This is a genomic window from Streptomyces sp. NPDC002734 (assembly GCF_040295685.1).
Classification (GTDB): Bacteria; Actinomycetota; Actinomycetes; order Streptomycetales; family Streptomycetaceae; genus Streptomyces.
The window spans coordinates 135614-155252 of record NZ_JBEOVU010000018.1 but is presented as its reverse complement, the minus strand read 5'-3'; the positions used below and the strand labels follow the sequence as shown (position 1 = coordinate 155252).

13 protein-coding genes and 1 pseudogene are annotated in these 19639 nt (G+C 73.0%); 10 read left to right on the top strand and 4 right to left on the bottom strand.

Going from position 1 to position 19639, the window contains the following annotated elements:
- Positions 1-421 (top strand): chorismate synthase (locus ABT026_RS18320; protein WP_351115581.1); only part of this gene is annotated, 421 nt, incomplete at its 5' end.
- Positions 418-966: pseudogene (locus tag ABT026_RS18315) on the top strand (shikimate kinase); the annotation flags it as partial. The gene ABT026_RS18320 and the pseudogene ABT026_RS18315, both read left to right, overlap by 4 nt.
- A 205-nt stretch (positions 967-1171) precedes the next feature.
- On the opposite strand, the gene ABT026_RS18310 reads toward ABT026_RS18315, so the two are convergent.
- The gene (locus ABT026_RS18310; RefSeq protein ID WP_351115579.1) at positions 1172-1474 is read right to left on the bottom strand and encodes a DUF3618 domain-containing protein; all 303 of its coding nucleotides are present in this window, start codon (positions 1472-1474) and stop codon (positions 1172-1174) included.
- Complete coding sequence (locus ABT026_RS18305; RefSeq protein WP_502968002.1) at positions 1471-1890, bottom strand: phage holin family protein; 420 nt, start codon at positions 1888-1890, stop codon at positions 1471-1473. The genes ABT026_RS18310 and ABT026_RS18305 overlap by 4 nt, the downstream gene beginning before the upstream one ends.
- A 276-nt stretch (positions 1891-2166) precedes the next feature.
- On the opposite strand from ABT026_RS18305, the gene ABT026_RS18300 reads away from it, so the two are divergent.
- Positions 2167-4572, top strand: coding sequence for an ATP-binding cassette domain-containing protein (locus ABT026_RS18300; RefSeq protein ID WP_351115578.1), 2406 nt, complete (start codon positions 2167-2169; stop codon positions 4570-4572).
- A 30-nt stretch (positions 4573-4602) separates the two neighbouring features.
- On the opposite strand, the gene ABT026_RS18295 is transcribed toward ABT026_RS18300, so the two are convergent.
- Entirely contained in the window at positions 4603-5229 is a 627-nt protein-coding gene (locus tag ABT026_RS18295) for a CGNR zinc finger domain-containing protein (protein ID WP_351115576.1), read from the bottom strand.
- Between the two features lie 156 nt (positions 5230-5385).
- Here ABT026_RS18295 and ABT026_RS18290 point away from each other — a divergent pair, with 156 nt between their 5' ends.
- Together ABT026_RS18290 and ABT026_RS18285 are read left to right on the top strand one after the other, a co-directional pair.
- A complete protein-coding gene (locus ABT026_RS18290; RefSeq protein ID WP_351115575.1) occupies positions 5386-6129 on the top strand; it encodes a metallophosphoesterase in 744 nt (247 codons plus the stop codon).
- Between the two features lie 600 nt (positions 6130-6729).
- Positions 6730-8091 (top strand): MFS transporter, encoded by a 1362-nt coding sequence (locus tag ABT026_RS18285; protein WP_351115574.1) that lies wholly within the window; start codon positions 6730-6732, stop codon positions 8089-8091.
- Between the two features lie 307 nt (positions 8092-8398).
- On the opposite strand, the gene ABT026_RS18280 is transcribed toward ABT026_RS18285, so the two are convergent.
- Complete coding sequence (locus tag ABT026_RS18280) at positions 8399-11245, bottom strand: glycoside hydrolase family 3 C-terminal domain-containing protein (protein WP_351115572.1); 2847 nt, start codon at positions 11243-11245, stop codon at positions 8399-8401.
- 357 nt (positions 11246-11602) lie between these two features.
- On the opposite strand from ABT026_RS18280, the gene ABT026_RS18275 reads away from it, so the two are divergent.
- Genes ABT026_RS18275 through ABT026_RS18255 form a run of 5 tightly spaced genes read left to right on the top strand, consistent with a single transcriptional unit; the run spans position 11603 to position 19639 of the window.
- Positions 11603-13291, top strand: coding sequence for an extracellular solute-binding protein (locus tag ABT026_RS18275; RefSeq protein WP_351115570.1), 1689 nt, complete (start codon positions 11603-11605; stop codon positions 13289-13291).
- A gap of 26 nt (positions 13292-13317) precedes the next feature.
- Positions 13318-14376, top strand: coding sequence for an ABC transporter permease (locus tag ABT026_RS18270; RefSeq protein ID WP_351115569.1), 1059 nt, complete (start codon positions 13318-13320; stop codon positions 14374-14376).
- Entirely contained in the window at positions 14373-15383 is a 1011-nt protein-coding gene (locus ABT026_RS18265; RefSeq protein WP_351115568.1) for a carbohydrate ABC transporter permease, read from the top strand. Before ABT026_RS18270 ends, ABT026_RS18265 begins: the two co-directional genes overlap by 4 nt.
- Positions 15384-15443: 60 nt before the next feature.
- A complete protein-coding gene (locus tag ABT026_RS18260; protein WP_351115567.1) occupies positions 15444-17432 on the top strand; it encodes a beta-galactosidase in 1989 nt (662 codons plus the stop codon).
- Complete coding sequence (locus ABT026_RS18255) at positions 17429-19639, top strand: glycosyl hydrolase family 95 catalytic domain-containing protein (RefSeq protein ID WP_351115566.1); 2211 nt, start codon at positions 17429-17431, stop codon at positions 19637-19639. The genes ABT026_RS18260 and ABT026_RS18255 overlap by 4 nt, the downstream gene beginning before the upstream one ends.

The following is a 19639-nucleotide window of genomic DNA, read 5'->3' as shown; positions in this document are numbered from 1 at the left end:
GGGCATCCAGGCCATCAAGGGCGTCGAGGTCGGCGACGGCTTCGACCTGGCCCGGGTGCCCGGTTCCCAGGCGCACGACGAGATCGTGCCCACCGAGGAGGGCATCCGCCGCGCCAGCGGCCGCGCCGGCGGCACCGAGGGCGGCCTGAGCACCGGTGAGCTGCTGCGGGTGCGGGCCGCGATGAAGCCCATCGCCACCGTTCCGCGCGCCCTGCGCACCGTCGACGTCACCACCGGCGAGGCCGCGCAGGCCCACCACCAGCGCTCCGACGTCTGCGCCGTGCCCGCGGCCGGCATCGTCGCGGAGGCCATGGTGGCGCTGGTGCTGGCCGACGCGGTGGCGGAGAAGTTCGGCGGCGACAGCGTCCCCGAGACCCGTCGCAACGTCCGGTCGTACCTCGACAGCCTGACCGTCCGATGAACGCGCAACCCCCGGAGGGACCGGCCGTGGCGGGATCGGAGAGTCCGGCGGGCGCCGGGCCCCGGCTGGTCCTGGTCGGCCCGATGGGTGTCGGCAAGTCCACCGTCGGCACCCTGCTCGCGGCGCGCCTGGGCGTCGCCTACCGGGACACCGACGAGGACATCGTCGCCGCCGAGGGCCGTGCCATCTCGGAGATCTTCGTCGACGACGGCGAGGAGCACTTCCGGGCCCTGGAGAAGGCGGCCGTCGCCACCGCGCTCGCCGAGCACGAGGGCGTCCTCGCCCTCGGCGGCGGCGCGATCCTCGACGCCGGCTCGCGGGCCCTGCTGGCCGCCCACCCGGTCGTCCACCTCTCGATGGACGTCGACGAGGCGGTCCGGCGCACCGGGCTGAACGTCGCCCGCCCGCTGCTCACCGTCAACCCGCACAAGCAGTGGCGTGAGCTGATGGAGGCCCGCCGCCACCTGTACACCGAGGTGGCCCGCGTGGTGGTCGCCACCGACGGACGCACGCCCGAAGAGGTCGCCGAGGCGGTCCTCGACGCAGGGGCCGGGACGAAGGTCGCCTTCGCCCCGACGGACGAGGGCCCGGTGCAGGCCGGGCGCCCAGGAGGACGGGCCCGCGCCAGCAGGAGGGTGGCGACCGGAACGGCCTCGGGGGTGCCGGCGTCCACAGCCGCGCCGGCACCCCCGTCTCACGTCGGACTCCGGCCCGACCATGGCCCGGCCGGAGTCCGGCACCCTCTTCCGCTCACCCCTTCGAGCGACGGCGCGCCAGCCACACCAGGACGACCACGCCCGCTGCCGTCAGCAGCAGGGCACGGTGGTCCCGTGCCGCCCGGGCTCCCTGCGCCGCCTTGACCTTCAACTCGCCGGCCTTGGCGGCGGCCTGCCCCTTGACCTCGGCGGCCTTCTCCTGGGCGCGGGACTTGACGTCCGCCTTGGCCGCGAGCGCCTCGACCGTCTTCCCGAGCTCCTGGCGGGTCGCCTCCACGTGGTCCCGCAGTTCCTCCTCGCCGGCCGTGGTGGACTCGTCGTTCGACGGCTGGGTCATCGCTTCACGCTCTCCTTGATCTCGGCCACGTCGGCCTTCACGCTCCGCACCGTCTCCTCGGGCGTCGGCGGTGCGCCTTCCTTGATCTGCTTCCTGCCGCTCAGGGCCATCGCCGCGGCGATCGCGCCGAGCACCACGGTGACGATCAGCGCGGCGGCCCACACCGGCAGCGGCACCGCCAGGCCGGCGATCGCGGTGGCCACCAGCGCCTGCAGCGTCAGGAAGCCGACCACGCCGGCGCCGCCGAACAGTCCGCCGCCCTTGCCGTAGCGCCGGCCCTTCTCCTTCATCTCCGCCTGCGCCAGCTTCATCTCGCCGCGTACCAGCTCCGTCAGCTGCTGCGACGCGCGCTGCACCAACTCGCCCATCGGCTCGTCGGCACCGCCGCGGCCGCCGCCGGCCGGGGGTTGCTGCATGGTCGACACGACGATCACCTCCCGTCCTCGCTCGTCGTCCAGGACGACGGGCGGCGCACCGCCCGTCGCGTGAGCACGCGAATACCCCGAAGGAGCCGATTCAGGGCAGGTCGGGCCTGGACAGGGGAAACACCCCGCGTTGTCGGTGCGGGCGTCTAGTGTTGCCGGCGTGGCCGATCTTGGGGTGGAGGCGACCGCGGAACGCGGACGCCGACCGCCCCTGCGCAGCCGCCGGACCACCCCTTCCCCCTCTTCCCCGCCACGTTGGAGGACGTCATGAGCGAAGCCGGGACCCCGACCACGGACGGCAGACACGTACCCGCCTCGGCCACTCACGACGTGATCCGGGTGCACGGCGCCCGCGTCAACAACCTCCGAGACGTCAGCGTCGACATCCCCAAGCGCCGCCTGACGGTCTTCACCGGCGTCTCCGGCTCCGGCAAGAGTTCCCTGGTGTTCGAGACCGTCGCCGCCGAGTCCCAGCGCCTGATCAACGAGACCTACAGCGCATTCGTCCAGGGGTTCATGCCGACCCTCGCCCGGCCCGACGTCGACGTCCTCGAAGGCCTGACGACGGCCATCGTCGTCGACCAGGAACGCATCGGCGCCGACCCCCGCTCCACCGTCGGCACCGTCACCGACGTCAACGCCATGCTGCGCATCCTGTTCAGCCGTCTCGGCGACCCCCACATCGGCCCGCCCAACGCCTTCTCGTTCAACACGCCCTCCGTGCGGGCCAGCGGAGCCATCACCGTCGAGCGCGGCAACCAGAAGACCGTCAAGCAGACCTTCTCCCGCGCGGGCGGCATGTGCACGCGCTGCGAGGGACGGGGAGCCGTCTCGGACATCGACCTCTCCCAGCTCTACGACGACAGCAAGTCGATCAGCGAGGGAGCCTTCACCATCCCCGGCTGGAAGTCCGACAGTTGGTGGACCGCCAGGATCTACGCGGCGTCCGGCTTCTTCGACCCCGACAAGCCCATCCGCGACTTCACCGAGCAGGAGATGGAGGACTTCCTCCACCACGAACCCGTCAAGGTCAAGGTGGAGGGCGCCAACCTCACCTACGAAGGGCTCATCCCCAAGCTGCGTAAGTCGATCCTCTCCAAGGACCGCGACGCGATGCAGCCCCACATCCGCGAGTTCGTCGACCGGGCCGTCACCTTCGTCACCTGCCCGGAGTGCGAGGGCACGCGCCTCAACGAGGCGGCCCGCTCCTCCCGCATCCGCGGCCGCAGCATCGCCGACCTCTGCTCCCAGGAGATCGGCGAACTCGCCGCCTGGATCCGCGAACTCGACGAGCCCTCGGTGGCCCCGCTGCTCACCGCCCTGCGCGGCGTCCTCGACTCCTTCGTCGAGATCGGCCTCGGCTACCTCGCCCTGGAGCGCCCCACCGGCAGCCTGTCCGGCGGGGAGGCCCAGCGCGTCAAGATGATCCGCCACCTCGGCTCCAGTCTCACCGACGTCACGTACGTCTTCGACGAGCCCACCGTCGGCCTGCACCCCCACGACATCCGGCGGGTCAACAACCTGCTGCTGCGCCTGCGCGACAAGGGCAACACGGTGCTGGTCGTCGAGCACAAGCCGCAGACGATCGCGATCGCCGACCACGTCGTCGACCTCGGTCCGGGCGCCGGCACCGAGGGCGGCACCGTCTGCTTCGAGGGCACCGTCCAGGGCCTGCGCACCTCGGCCACCGTCACCGGGCGCCACCTGGAGGACCGCACCACCCTCAAGGAGAAGGTGCGCACCCCCACCGGGCAGCTCGAGATCCGCGGCGCGCGCACCCACAACCTCCATGACGTGGACGTCGACATCCCGCTCGGCGTCCTCGTCGTGGTGACCGGCGTCGCCGGCTCCGGCAAGAGCTCACTGGTGCACGGCTCCCTGGTGGGCGGCCCGCTCGCCGCCGAGGCGGGCGTGGTCTCCGTCGGCCAGGGCGCGATCCGCGGCTCGCGGCGCAGCAACCCGGCCACCTACACGGGGCTGCTGGAGCCGATCCGCAAGGCCTTCGCCAAGGCCAACGGCGTCAAGCCCGCCCTGTTCAGCGCCAACTCCGAGGGCGCCTGCCCGGTCTGCAACGGCGCCGGCGTCATCTACACCGACCTGGCCATGATGGCGGGGGTCTCCACGCCCTGTGAGGACTGCGAGGGCAAGCGCTTCCAGCCGGCCGTCCTCGAGTACCGCCTCGGCGGCCGCGACATCAGCGAGGTCCTCGCGATGCCGGTGTCCCGGGCGCTGGAGTTCTTCGCCGCCGGAGAGGCCCGCACGCCCGCCGCGCACCGTGTCCTCACCCGGCTCGAGGAGGTCGGCCTCGGCTACCTCACCCTGGGACAGCCCCTGACGACCCTCTCAGGCGGCGAACGACAGCGCCTGAAGCTCGCCACGCACATGGGCGATCCGGGAGGCGTCTACGTCCTCGACGAACCGACCACCGGCCTCCACCTCGCCGACGTCGGACAGCTCCTCACCCTCCTGGACCGGCTGGTGGACTCGGGCAAGTCCGTGGTCGTCGTCGAGCACCACCTCGCGGTGATGGCGCACGCGGACTGGATCGTCGACCTCGGTCCGGGCGCGGGCCGCGAAGGCGGCCGCGTCGTCTTCGAGGGCACCCCCGCCGACCTGGTCGCCTCCGGCGCGACCGTCACCGCCGAGCACCTGGCGGCCTACACCGCCGGATGATCCCACCGCCCGGACGGCCTCGCCCACCTCTCAGGACGGGGCGGGGCCGTCCGGGCCGTCCTGCGCCTCCGTGCGGTGACGCCGGTAGTGCCGGGCCGCCCGGGCGCGGTTCCCGCAGGAGACCTTGCACCACTCCTGCCGGCCGTGGCTCTTCACGAAGTACCGCACGCAGCGCGGCGCGGTGCAGGCCCGCAGCAGTTCGCGCTGCGGCCCGGCCAGGAAACCGATCGCGTCGCGGGCCAGCGCCGCCACCAGCCGCACGGCGGGGGGCTCCTGCGCGGGCAGCATGCGGACGACCGGCGCGCCCTCCTCGGGCCACTCCAGCCGCGGCGTCACCGCCGCACGCGCGGCGGCCGTGTTCAGCAGGGCCAGCGCCTCGTCGAAGGGCATCGGACGGGCGGAGTCGGCGGGGCTCGGCGGACCGGGGGCGACCGCCCGCGCGAAGAGGGCCCGGACCGCCCGCCGTACCCCGACGATCTCCTCCCGCAGCGCCTCGTCCGCCACGACCCCGCTCTCCGGCAGGTCCCCGGACAACAGATCCGCGCACCCGTGGAGCCAGCGGGCGGCGCCCGCCACGGTGGCCAGATCGTCCGCGACGCCGCCGTCCCCGTCGTGGCGGATCGTGCTCGCCAGTTCCAGCGCCAGCCACCGCCCCACCGGGGTCCCCTTCCGCCGTTCCGCCGGCCGGTTGCCGACAGCACCGGGCACACTCTAGTGTCCCTAACGGCAAACATGAACTTTTCCGTTAGTGCGGCAAGCCGGGCGAGGCGTCCCGGCGACGACCGGCGGCAGGGCCGCCGAAGGAGGCGCGGGATGACGGTGCTGCTGGCGCAGATCAGCGACCTACACCTGGACGGCAGCGAGCGGGCCACCCGGCGTGCCGAACGTGTGATGGAGCACCTGCGGGCACTGCCCCGCCCGGTCGACGCGGTGCTGGTCACCGGAGACATCGCCGACCACGGCACGGAGGCGGAGTACGAGGAGGCGGCCCGCATCCTCCAGGCCCCGTTCCCCGTCCTCACCTGCCCCGGCAACCACGACGCGCGGGGGGCCTACCGCAAGGCCCTGCTCGGCGAGGAGCCCGCTCCCGGTCCCGTCAACCGTGTCCACCACGTCGCCGGGGCCGCCGTCCTGATGATCGACGCGACCGTCCCCGGCCGTGACGAAGGCCTGCTCGACGGCGAGACCCTCGACTGGGCCCACGCCCAGCTCGCCGCCCTGCCCGAGGGCGTCCCCGCGCTCCTCGCCTTCCACCAGCCGCCGGTGGACCTCCACCACCCGCTGCCCGACTCCTGCAGGCTCCAGCGGCCCCAGGACCTCGCCGCCCTGCTGGACGCGCACCCCGCCGTGGTCGCCGTCCTCACCGGCCACGCGCACACGGCGGCCGCCTCCACCTTCGCCGGCCGCCCCGTGATCGTAGGCCCGGCCGTCACCTGGACCCTCCGGCTCCCGTGGGAGGGCGACGCGCCCGCCGACCGCGACCAGCCCCCGGGCCTGGCCTTCCACGTGCTGGACGACGACGGACGCCTGACCACGCACTACCGCGTCGTGGTCTGACCGGAGGTCGCCGGGAGGTGGTCGCGCGGCCGCCTCCCGGCGGGCAGCCGATCCGCGCCGAACCCGGCGAACCACGCACGGTGCGTATCCGCCCCGTTGGTCCGAGACTCCGGAACGCCGCACGCCCCACGGCTGCCGTTGCGTCCGCCGAGCGTGCCGCAACTCGGCCCGACGGGCGCGAATCACGCCGTCCGGCAGCGCCGCCCTCACGCCCCGTGTGACAGCACGGGGCGTTCGCACCCGCAGACCTTCCCGTTCGCAGCGCACCGTGAGGTGCTGCCCTGAGGTGTCGCGCGTGCGCCCTCCCGCCGTACCGGTCACTCCGCCTCCCACCAGCCGGAAGGCGCGGCGGCTACCGTGTCGCCCGGATGTTTGCCGAGGTGGGGGCGCACATTCTCACCACTCGGGGTGATTGCGGTGAGCCCGCGCACGAGCGTCGGACCACCTGATCGTGCGGCCATATGAACCCCGTCGCTCGATGGGGTAGATGTCTGCGCAATCCGAGTCGAGCGACACATGCCATTCCCTATGGTGAATGGCATATGCACGGACCTCCCTGCGCACCGGGCCAGTCCGACGGGCCGTGCGCAAGGACGCCCCATGGACACTTTCCGCACGGTCCGCAGCTTCCCGCCGACCGTCCGGTTCCTGATGGTGAACCAACTCGGCATCGACATCGGGACCTTCCTGCTGTTCCCCTTCCTCGCCGGACACCTCGGCGGCAGTCTCGGCATGTCCGCGGCGACCGTGGGAGCCGTCCTGGGCACCATCCAGCTGAGCCATCAGGGCCTGGTCGTGCTGGGGGGCACCGCCTCGGACCGGATCGGAGGGCACCGCGTCATCCCGATCGGCTGTCTCCTGCGCCTGTCGGGCTTCGCGCTGTTCGCCGTCGTGGACGACGTCCGCGCGGTGTTCGCCGCATCCGTCCTCACCGGCGTCGCCGGGGCCATGCTCTATCCGGCCTTGCGGACGTGTGCCGCCCAGGCCGCCCCGCCGGACCGCCGGGCCGAGGTCTTCGCCATGCTCAACGTCTTCACCGCCACCGGCGGGCTGATCGGCCTGGCCCTGGGCAGCGTGCTGTGCATGATCGACTTCCGGGCCACGGCGGTCACCGCCGCGGTCGTGCTCGCGGCGATGACGATGCTTCAGCTCTTCATGCTGCCGGCCCACGCCCGCGTCGGCCGGGCCGAGCGCCGGAGCCGCAACTGCTCGATCCTCCGCGGCTGTCTCCACGTCCTGCGCGACCGGCACTTCCTGACCTTCTCCCTCACCATGACGGCCCTGACGGCGCTGGAGAACCAGGTGTACCTGCTGTTCGTGAACGCGGCGCAGCACGTGTCGGGCGCGCCCGCGGCCGCGGCGGTGATACCGATGGTCGGAGCCCTGGCCAGCCTCGCCCTCCAGCTGCGCGTGACGCGGCTGGTACGCGCCAAGGGCGGCCCGGCCGCGTGGATCGCGCCCGGCCTGGCCGTCATGGGGCTGGCCTTCCTCCCCCCGCTGCTGCTCCTGCTCCACGTGCCCGAGAACGAGAGCGTGGGACGGCCGGACGTCGTACTCCTCCTGCTCCCGCTCGCGGCCGGCGCCTTCCTGCTGGCACTCGGCCAGATGGCCACCCAGCCGTCCACGCTCGAGCTGGTGTCACGGCACGCCGCCGACGGACTGATCGGCACGTACTTCGGGTTCTTCTACGTCATCTCGGGGGTCGCCGCCTCCGGCTGCACCAGTGCGGTCGGCTGGGCGATGGACGTCGGGGAACGCACCGGACAACTGTGGCTGCCGTGGGCATGCTGCGTGGTCGTCGGCCTCCTCTCCGCCGGAGGAGCGGCCTGGCTCTACCACCTGGGAAGGCTCCCGGGCACGCAGAGCCGGGTCGACGACGTACGGCCGCAGCGGGCCAGGCCCCGCCCGGGTGTTCCCTCACCCCGGCGAGGACGCCGCAGGCGGGCCCGTGCGGGCCGGTGACCGCACCGGGGCGGCCGGCGCACCGCCACCGCCCCGCGCACCACCGCACCCCGACCGCCCCGTGCACAGCACGGCCCTCACCAGGCCCGCCGCTGCGTGAACACGCCCGCGCGGACCGCTCCGTGCGGACGTGTTCACGCGGACTCCGAGCCGTGCGGACGCCGACCCGCACGGAGCGCGGACCGAAGGCGGCCGCCCTCGCGCGGCCCGCCGTCACCCGAACCTGAACCCGAACCCGAACCCGGCCCCTGCCCGCGCGGACGCCGACCCGCGCGGGCACACCGGCCGCGAAAACCGCCCCGCGGCCTCAGCCCGTGAACCCGATCCGCGCCAGCCGCAACGCCCCGCGCAGCCGTACCCGCAGGTCGTGCACGCCACGCGCGGCCAAGGGCGCGCTCAGGACGGCGTAGTCGTACGGACCGGCCGTGGGGCCCTCCGGGCCGAGCCGGACCGCGGGGGAGCCGTCGCCGAGAAACAGCTCCACACTCCCCGCCCCCGACACCTCCACGACCACCCCGGTCACCCCCGACCCGAAGTCGCAGCTCCGGTACAGCAGTTCACCCCGCTCCCCGCCCACGGGAGTGACCGCGTCACCGTCCACCTTGGTCCGGTCGACGATCTCGACACCGCTCTGCTCGTCGAACGAGGCCGCGTCGATCCCGCGCTCCGGTACCGGCCGGGGAACCGCGGGCTCACCGTCCACCGTCACCGTCGCCCGCAGTCGGACGTCCTCGCTGGAGGCGCCGACCAGGAACTCGTAGGCGCCCGCCTCCACCCGGGGCCGGTCCAGCGCCACGTCCCAGAAGGCGAGCTGCGCCCGCGGGACGTCGAAGGAGACGACCGAGGTCCGCCCCGGCTCCAGCACCGCACGCCGGTGCGCGACCAGCTCACGCCGCGGACGCGGAACGGACGGCGCCACCGCCCGCACGTAGAGCTGCGCCACCTCTGCCGCGGCGACGCCGCCCACGTTGGTGAGCGAGAAGGAGACCCGCACCGCGTCCCCCTCGATCCGCACCGACAGGTCCCGGTAGGCGAACGCGGCGTACGACAGACCGTGCCCGAAGGGGAACAGTGGCCGGCCCTCGAAGTACAGGTACGTCTGCCGGGAGGCGATCAGGTCGTAGTCGAGCAGCGAGGGCAGGTCGGCGTCGTCCGCGTACCAGGTCTGCGGAAGCCGCCCCGAGGGGGAGACGTCACCGGCGAGTACCCGGGCCAGGGCGGTTCCCGCGGCCTGGCCGCCGTGCGCGCTCCACAGCACCGCGGGGACGTCCTCGACGTCGACCGCGTACGGGTAGGACGACACCAGCGCCAGCACCGTCCGCGGGTTCGCGGCGCGGGCGGCGCGCAGCAGCCGCTCCTGGTGCGCGGGCAGCAGCAGCGTCCCGCGGTCCTCGGTCTCGCGGCCGTTGATGTGCGGGTCGTTGCCGGCGACCACCACGACCACGTCCGCACCAGCCGCGACCGCGGCCACCGCCTCCTCGCCGCGCGCGGTCCGGACCGTGCGGAAGACCTCCCCGGCCCCGCCGTCCTCCGCGACCCGCACACCGTCGGCGCCGACCGTCACGTACCGTCCGGTGCCCAGGTGCCGCAGCAGATGACCGTCCTCGTGAGGCTCCAGGCGGAAGGTCTCCTGCACCACCCACCCTCCCGGGCGGTCGGCCGACGCGCGCACGTAGCCGTCCTCCGCGACCGAGAGATGACGGCCGTCCGGCGCACGCAGCGTCAGCACTCCCTCGCCCCAGTCGACGACGGCGAACTCGGTGCCCGTCTCCCCGGTCGTCAGCGGCGGCAGGTCGGTGCGGCCCGTCAGCAGCGCCGGGTCCAGGGCGCCCTCGGCGTCGCGGGCCGAACCAAGGGCCCCGGCCGCCCGCGGCACCCGCAGGAAGGAGCCCGCGGCGGTCCGCAGCAAGGCGCGGTCCACCCCCTTGGCGAACTCCACCCGCTCCGCGCCGAACCGCTCCCGCAGTCCCGCCAGCGGTGTGCGGCCGCGGATCAGGGCCCCGCTGTACCAGTCGACCTTGCACTCGTCGGCGAGCAGTCCGACCACCGCCACCCGTGCGCCGGGCGCGAGCGGCAGCACGCCCTCGTCGTTCTTCAGCAGCACGACCGCCTGCTCGGCGGCCTCCTCGGCGAGCGCCTGGTGCTCCGGCGTGTCGAAGGCATGGTCGCGCGCGTGCGGCCCCCCGTCCGGGTCGAACTCGCCCAGCCGCAGACGCACCGACAACTGCCGGGCCACGGCACGGTCCAGGTCCGCCTCCTCCAGCAGCCCCTCGTCCAGGGCCTTGCGGATCCGCCCCACCGTCGTCGCGCTGTCCTCACCGTGATCGGTGAAACTGTCCACGCCCGCCCGCAAGGAGGCCGCAAGCGCCTGCTCGTGGGTGTCGAAGTAGTGCTCGGAGTCGACCAGGTTCGACGGCGCCCCCGCGTCCGAGCAGACCAGCAGCTCCTGGTCGGTCCAGGTGCGCAACGGGTCCCGCAGGTACGGCGAGACATGGTTGGGGCGGCCGTTGACCAGGTTGTACGCGGGCATCACCCCGGCGACCGCGCCCGCCTCCACCGCGCCGCGGAAGGCGCGCAGGTCGTACTCGTGCAGCACGCGCGGACGCACGGAGCTGGACGCGGTGTCGCGGTCCGTCTCGTTGTTGTGCGCCAGCCAGTGCTTGAGCACCGGTGCCGAGCGCCAGTACACCGGGTGGTCGCCCCGCAGGCCACGGGTGTACGCGGCGGCGAGCACCGAGGTGAGCCGGGCGTCCTCGGAGTAGCCCTCCTCGTTGCGGCCCCACAGTGGATGCCGCAGCGGATTGACCACCGGCGCCCACACGTTGAGTCCCACCCGCTCGTCACGGGCGCGCATCGCCCTCAGCTCCCGGGACACCGCCTCGCCCACCCGGCGCACCAGGCCGGGGTTCCAGGTCGCCCCCAGTCCCACCGCCTGGGGGAACACGGTGGCCGGTCCCATCCACGCGACGCCGTGCAGCGCCTCCTGACCGGTGCGGAAGGCGGCGACACCGAGGCGCTCGACGGCCGGGACGAACTGGTGCAGGAACGCCGCCTTCTCCTCCACCGTGAGACGTGACAGCAGGTCCTCCACACGCCGGGCGAACGGGAGCCGAGGATCACGGAACGGAAGCAGGGACGGCGGCGCTGCGGTCACGGATGGTCCCCCTGGCGCTGGAAGGGCGGGCTGCTTTCGAAGCGCTTCGATGCTCGGCGTCGCCCCCCGCGGGTGTCAAGGCGGCCGGTGCCCCCAATCCCTCCTCGCACCGACAAGCCCCGCGCCGCATACGTCCGGGGCGGCCGGTTCCCGCTCCGAGGAAGTTTCGAAACGAGTCTTGTGCGCCTCATGGTGTTCACCTAACCTCGCTGCACATCGAAGCGCTTCGACAGGTCGCACCCGGCGTCCCGTCGTCGACCACCGTTCCCGCTCAGCCAGTTCAGCCAGCTCCGCCGTAGACACCGCAGCCGACCGGCCACCGCCGAGTGTCCTGGTGCGCCACGAAGGGTTGACGCAATGACGCCGAACGCCGCCCCCACCTCCGCCGGCCCCAGCCGGAGGAGCTTCCTCGCCTCCACCGCGGTCGTCACCGCCGCGGTGGCGGGCGGGTTGCCGCTGCTCGCCGCCTGCGGCGGTGAACAGGAGGACCGCAAGGAGGGCGCCACCTCCGGCAAGGAGGCACGCAAACTCCTCCCGGCCTTCGTGGCGTCGAACGTCGTCACGCCGGACCTGCCGACGAAGAACGGATCGGCGGCCGGCTTCACCAAGGCGATCCCCGCGGCCGAACTGAAGACCTCGGTCCCGAGCAAGCTGGGCAGCGGCGGAGCCCTCACCGTCATGTCGCCCTTCTGGGGGACCCCGCCCAAGGGCGACAACCCGTACTACAAGGCGATGGACGAGGCCGTCGGCGTCAAGGTCACCTGGCAGAACCAGGACGGCAACACCTACGACCAGAAGCTCGGCGCCGTCCTCGCCTCCAGCACCATCCCCGACGTCGTGGTCGTCCCCGGCTGGAACCTGATGGGCCGCATACCCAGCGCCATCAACGCCAAGTTCGCCGACCTCGGCCCCTACCTGTCCGGGGACAAGGTAAAGGACTACCCCAACCTCGCCGCCGTGCCCACCGAGGCCTGGCAGCGCGGCATCTTCGGCGGGCAGCTGCGGGCGGTACCCATGCCCGCGCCGTACATCACCGACATCGCACCCCTGTACCGCAAGGACGTGTTCGACGACGAGGGCTGGACGCCGCCCACCAGCCCGGACGAGTTCCTGTCCTGGGCCAAGGAGGCCACCGACGCCCGCTCCAAGCGCTGGGCCTGCGACGACATGAAGTGGACGGCCTTCAACATCTTCGGCACCCTCTCCGGCAGCGACAAGGCCCTGTGGTGGAACCTGGAGGACGGCAAGCTCGTCAACCGCGTCGAGACGGACGCCTACCTCGAGGCCCTGGAGTGGACGCGCAAGCTCTACGCCGCCAAGGTGGTCCACCCCGACGCCGTGCAGGGCAAGACCGGCGGCGAGGCCGGCAACCGCTTCACCGCCGGCGAGGTGCTGGTCTACAACCAGAACATCTCCGACTGGTGGGGCAAGACCGCCGAACAGCGCACCCAGCGCGACGACTTCGAGATGGCGGCGTTCGACATCTTCGGCGCCGACGGCGGCGACCCGACCCTCTGGGCGGTCCAGCCCGCCAACATCTTCACCTTCATCTCCCGCAAGGCCACCGAGCAGCAGGTCAAGGACTTCCTCGCCCTGTGCAACTTCTGCGCCGCGCCCTACGGCACCAAGGAGTTCATGCTCACCGCCTACGGCGTCGAGGGAACCGACTACGAGATCAAGGACGGGCTGCCGGTCAAGACCACGCAGGGCGTCAACGAGGTCAACGGCGCCTACGACTACACCGGCAACCCCGCCCCCTACATCGCCTATCCCGACCTGCCCGACGTCACCCGCGGCATGGTCGAGTGGCAGCAGCGCATGGGCGCCTTCACCAAGAAGTCCTCCTTCTTCGGCCTCACCGTCACCGAACCCAACCGCTGGTCCAACCTCGCCGACGACTTCGAGCAGCTCGAGGACGACGTGGTGCGCGGCCGCAAGAAGATCAGCGACGTGCAGCAGGCCGTGTCCGACTGGCGCTCCAAGGGCGGCGACGGCCTGCGCGACTGGTACCGCAAGCTGCTCGACGACAGCGGCACCGCCAAGTGAGCCCGACAGGACGCGAGGAGTAGCCGGTGTCGCACAGCACGGTGCCCCGGAGCCCGGCCGGGACGCCCGACCCCGGGTCCGGCCCCGAAAAGAAGCGCCCGGCCGGCCGGGGCCGGGCGGCGAGGCGGGCCACGACGAGGACCCCGGGGCGCGAGGGCGCGAAGACCCTGCGCACCCGGTGGCGGCGCGACCGCACCCTCGTCCTGATGACCCTGCCGGCGCTGCTGCTGGTCCTGGTCTTCAACTACGTGCCCATCCTCGGCAACGTGGTCGCCTTCCAGGACTACGACCCCTACCTCAGCGAGAACGGGTTCGTCGCCGTCCTGGAGAGCCCCTGGATCGGGTTCGAGCAGTTCGAGCGGATCTTCGCGGACTCCGCGTTCTGGCACGCCGTGCGCAACACCTTCGTGCTGTTCTTCCTTCAGCTGGTGCTGTTCTTCCCCATCCCCGTCGTACTCGCCCTGCTCATCAACAGCGTGGTCCGCCCCCGGGTACGGGCCGTCGCCCAGGCGATCATGTACCTCCCGCACTTCTTCTCCTGGGTCCTCGTCGTCACCGTCTTCCTGCAGATCTTCGGCGGCGCGGGCATCATCGCGCAGACCCTCCGCCAGCACGGCTACGAGGGCTTCGACCTGATGACCGACCCGGAGATCTTCAAATACCTGGTCACCCTGCAGGCCGTCTGGAAGGACGCCGGCTGGGGCATCATCGTCTTCCTCGCCGCGCTCTCCGCCGTCCCCGGCGAGCTGTACGAGGCCGCCGCCATGGACGGCGCCGGACGCCTGCGCCGCATGTGGCACGTCACCCTGCCCGCCCTGCGCCCGGTGATCGCCCTCCTCCTGGTCCTGCGGGTGGGCGACGCCCTCACCGTCGGATTCGAGCAACTCCTGCTCCAGCGGCAGGCCGTGGGGATCGAGGCCTCCGAGGTCCTCGACACCTACGTCTGGTGGAACGGCATCCGCAACCAGGACTTCGGCTACGCCGCCGCGGCGGGACTGATCAAGGGCCTGGTCGGGCTGTCCCTGGTGCTCGGCGCCAACAAGGTTGCCCACCTGATGGGCGAACAGGGGGTCTACCGCAAATGACCACCGTCACCGGCACACCGGCCGGCGGCCCGTCGGCCGACCGCGCCCCGGCGGACGACGCGCCGGCCCACAGCGGGCAGCGCCCCGCCGGAACCGGCCCGGGGCCCGGCCGGTGGGCCGCCCCGCCCCGCCCCGCGTGGGAGGAGGAGCCCTCCCCGGCCGGACAGGCGGGCAAGGGCTTCGCCCTCGGACTGGCCTGCCTGTCGATCCTCTTCCCGCTGTGGATCGTCGTCGTCACCAGCCTCCAGACGAAGAAGACCATCGACGAGGCCGGCGGCCTGGTCGTGATCCCGAAGAGCATCACCTTCGTCGCCTACCAGGAACTCCTCGGCGGAGGGCAGGTGCAGCGCGCCACCCTGGTCAGCGTCGGCGTGACGCTGGTCGGAACCCTCTTCAGCATGAGTGTCTCGGTGCTCTGCGCCTACGGCCTCTCCCGCAGCGGCTCCCTCGGCCACCGCTGGATCCTGATGACCCTGCTCGCCACCATATTCTTCGGCGCGGGCCTCATCCCCACCTATCTGCTGGTGCAGGCCCTCGGCCTCACCGACACCTACCTGGCGCTGATCCTGCCCAGCGCCGTCAGCGTCTTCAACATCCTGGTCCTGCGCGCCTTCTTCATGAACATCTCCCAGGAACTGATCGACAGTGCCCGCATCGACGGAGCGGGGGAGTGGCGCATCCTCTTCCGCATCGTCGTGCCGCTCTCCCGGGCCGTGATCGCGGTCATCGCCCTCTTCTACGCGGTGGGCTACTGGAGCGCCTGGTTCAACGCGTCGATCTACCTGACGGACCAGGACATGATGCCGCTGCAGAACGTCATGATCCAGCTCGTCCAGCGCGAGCAGCGGCCGGTGGGCCTGTCCGCCCAGATCAACACCGGCGAACTCTCCCCGTTGGCCATCCAGATGGCCGTGATGGTGATGGCGCTGCTGCCCGTCGCCGTGCTGTCGCCCTTCGTCCAGAAGCACTTCAAGGAGGGCATGCTCACCGGCGCCGTCAAGGGCTGACACACGCCCCGCCACCGCCCGCCTCCCTGCCCGCCATTCCTGCGAACGGGGTCACCGCACATGGACGCGTCCCCCACGAACCGTCCCACCCTCGCCGACGTCACCCGCGGCCGCATCCTCTTCGGCGGCGACTACAACCCGGAACAGTGGCCGGAGGAGACCTGGCACGAGGACGTCCGCCTGATGCGGGCGGCCGGCGTCAACTCCGTCACCGTCGGTGTCTTCTCCTGGTCCCGTCTCGAACCGGCGCCGGGCCGACGGGACTTCGACTGGCTCGACCGGCTGATGGACCTCCTGCACGAGGCCGGCGTCGGCGTCGTCCTCGCCACCCCGACCGCCTCCCCGCCGCCCTGGCTCGGCCACCTCCACCCCGAGACCCTGCCGCGCGACGAGGACGGACACGTCGAGTGGTGGGGCGGCCGCCAGCACTTCTCCCACTCCAGCGCCGCCTACCGCCGGCACGCCGCCGCGATCACCGAGGACCTCGCGGCCCGCTACGCCCGCCACCCCGCCCTGACCATGTGGCACATCAACAACGAGTACTGCACCTACGACTGGGGCGACGAGGCCGCGGCCCGCTTCCGCGACTGGCTGCGCCACCGCCACGGCACCCTCGCCGCCCTCAACGAGGCCTGGGGAACAGCCTTCTGGAGCCAGGCCTACGGGGACTGGGAACAGGTGCTGCCGCCCCGCCGCGCCCACTACCTGAAGAACCCCGCCCAGGTGCTCGACTTCCGGCGCTTCACCTCCGACATGCTCCTCGAGTGCTTCACGGCCGAACGCGACATCGTCCGCCGCCACACCCCGCACCTACCGGTCACCACCAACTTCATGCCGCTGTGGGCGGGACAGGACGCCTGGCGCTGGGCCGAGGAGGAGGACGTCGTCTCCGTCGACCTCTACCCCGACCCCCGCGACCCCCTCGGCGTGCAGAGCGGCGCCCTCGTGCAGGACATGACCCGCTCGCAGGCCCGCGGCCCGTGGATGCTCATGGAACAGGCCACCGGCGCGGTCAACTGGCGCGGCGTCAACCACCCCAAGCCCCGAGGACTCAACCGCCTGTGGACCCTGCAGGCGGTGGCCCGCGGCGCCGATGCCGTCTGCTACTTCCAGTGGCGCCAGTCGCGCCAGGGAGCCGAGAAGTTCCACTCCGGCATGCTCGGCCACGCGGGACCGCAGGGCCGCACCCACCAGGAGATCAGGCAGCTCGGCGCCGACCTGGCCCGCATCGCCCCGCACGTCCACGGCGGCCGCGTCACCGCCGACATCGCCGTGCTGCACGATTGGCACTCCTGGTGGGCGGGCGACCAGGAAGCCCGCCCCTCACGCGCCACCGACTACCCGCACACCCTCGGCGCCTGGCACCGCGCCCTGTGGCAGGCCCACCTCACCACCGACTTCGCCCACCCCGAACACGACCTGTCCGCCTACCGGATGGTCGTCGTCCCCCAGCTCTACCTGCTCACCGACGCCGCCGTCGACAACCTCCTCGCCCACGTCGCCCGCGGCGGCACCCTCGTCTGCGGCTTCCTGACCGGGCTCGCCGACGGGGACGACCGGATCCGCCCCGGCGGCATGGACGCCCGGCTGCGCGACCTGTTCGGCATCCGCACCCTCCACGAGTGGTGGCCGCTGGAGGAGGGCGAGAGCGTCCGCTGCGCCGGCTTCCGCGGCACCCTGTGGTCCGAGGAACTGGAGACCGACGGCACCGCCGACGAGACCACGCCCTACCAGGGCGGCGAACTCGACGGCCTGCCCGCCGTCCTGCGCAAGGGCCGCGCCTGGTACCTCTCCACCCTCCCCGAACCCGAACCGCTGCGCGCCCTGCTGACCAGGGCGGCAGCCGCCGCGGGCATCCGGCCACCCCTCGACGGCCTGCCCGACCACGTCGAGGCGGTACGCCGCGGCGCCCTGCTCTTCCTCCTCAACCACGGCCCCGAACCGGTCACCGTCGACGTCCCCGGCACCCACCACGACCTCCTGACGGGCGCAACCCGCACCGACCGGGTCACCCTCGCCCACCGCGGCGCCGCGGTCCTGCGGCCATGAGCGCGACCCCCGTCCACGGCACCTGGGAGCCACGCCCCGCCGCCCGCTGGGAGGACGCCTACCTCAGCGGCAACGGCCGGCACGGCGCCATGGCCTTCGGCCACCCCCACGACGAACAGGTGATCGTCACCCACCACACCCTGGTCCGCCCCGACCCCGACGGCCAGGACGACCACGACCGGCACCCTCCCCGCCTCGCCCACCGCCTCCGCGAGATCCAGGACCGCCTGCTCGCCGGAGACCTGGCCGCCGCCGAGGACCTCACCGACGGCCGCCCGCTGCGCTGGGTCCGGCCCTTCCACCCCGCCTTCCGGATCCGCCTGCGCCTTTCGCCCGGCGACCTCGACGACCACCGCCGCACCCTCGACTTCCGCACCGGCGTGGCCGCGACCCACTGCGCCGGCCGCACCGCGCGGCTCTTCGTCTCCCGCGCCGACGACGTCCTCGTCCAGCACGTCACCGCCCCCGCCGCCGCCCTCGACATCGCCCTGGACCACCGCCTCCCCGGCGCCCCCGGGACACTCGACGTCCGCCACGACACCGTCCCCACCCCCGACGGCGCCCTGCTCGGCCTGCGCGTGCGCTACCCGGGCAGCACCCGCGGCTACACCGGCGTCACCCTCGTCGCCGCCACCGACGACGCGACCGCGCCCGCCCCCCGCGGAGCACGCGTGGAGGACGCCCGGTCCGTCCTGCTGCTCACCCGGATCCGTCGGCACACCGGCGAGAGCGACACCCTCGCCGAAGGCCGCGCCCTGCGCGACCTGCTCCACCTCGCGGGCGGCTCCTTCGACGCCCTCCTCGCCCGCCACCTGCCCCACCACCGCACCGCCTACGACCGCGTCACCCTCGACCTCGCCGCCGACCCCGCCGAACGCGCCCTGCCGGGCTCCGCGCTGCTCACCCGGCCGGACAGCCCCGCCCTCACCGAACGGCTCTTCGCCGCCGGCCGCTACCACCTGCTGTCCTCCAGCGGCCTCAACCCGCCCCGCCTCACCGGCCTGTGGACCGGGGACTGGGACACCGCCTGGTCCGGAGCCTTCACCACCGACGCCAACCTCAACCTCCAGACCGCCTCCGCCACCGCCGCCGCCCTCCCCGAGGTCACCGAGGCCCTCGCCTCCCTCGTCCACCGACAGCTGCCCGACTGGCGCGACAACGCCCGAGCCGTCTTCGGCGCCCGAGGCGTGGTCGCCCCCGCCCACACCGACGGCGCCACCGGCCACGCCTACCACTTCGACCGCGCATACCCCCTCCACCTGTGGACCGCCGGCGCCGACTGGCTGCTCAAACCACTCGTCGACCACGACGAGACCTACGGCCGCCGCGACCCGCGCACCGCCGCCGCCCTCGCCGAGGTCGCCGCGTTCTACGAGGACTTCCTCACCCGCACGGACAGCGAGGGCCGCCTCGCCGTCGTCCCCTCCTACTCACCCGAGAACCGCCCCACCGGCGGCAGCTGGGGCGCCCTCAACGCCGCCATGGACCTCTCCGCCGCCCGCCACGCCCTGCTCACCGCCGCCACCTACCACCCGGAGCACGCCGACCGCTGGCGCGCCCTGGCCGCGACCCTCCCGCCGCACCGGATCAACGCCGACGGAGCACTCGCCGAATGGGCCTGGCCCGGCCTCGAGGACGTCTACGACCACCGCCACCTCAGCCACCTCTACGGCGTCTGGCCGCTCGAGGAGATCACCCCCCACGACACCCCCGAACTCGCCGCCGCCGCACACCGCGCCCTGTGCCTGCGCGGCGCCGAGAACGACTCCGCCCACGGCCACCTCCACCACGCCCTGGTCGCGGCCCGCCTCCACGACGGCGACCGCGTCGGCCACGCCCTCCACCAGGTCCTGCACGGCGACCATTTCCACGACTCCCTGATGAGCTCGCACTACCCCCGCCGCGACGTCTACAACGCCGACGCCGCCCACACCCTGCCCGCCGTGCTCATCGAGGCCCTCGTCCGGTCCACCCCCGACCGCCTCGTCCTGCTCCCCGCGCCGCCCCCGGCCCACCCCCGCGGCGCACTGCGCGGCATCCGCACCCGCTTCGGCGCCGGCCTCGACCTCACCTGGACCCCCGACGGCGCCACCGCCGTCCTGCGCCCCACCCGCACCCACCGCATCGAACTCAGGACTTCGGCCGGCGCCCGGGTCCTCGACCTGGCCGCCGGCGAGGACCGCGTCCTGACCCTGAGGACGCGGTGA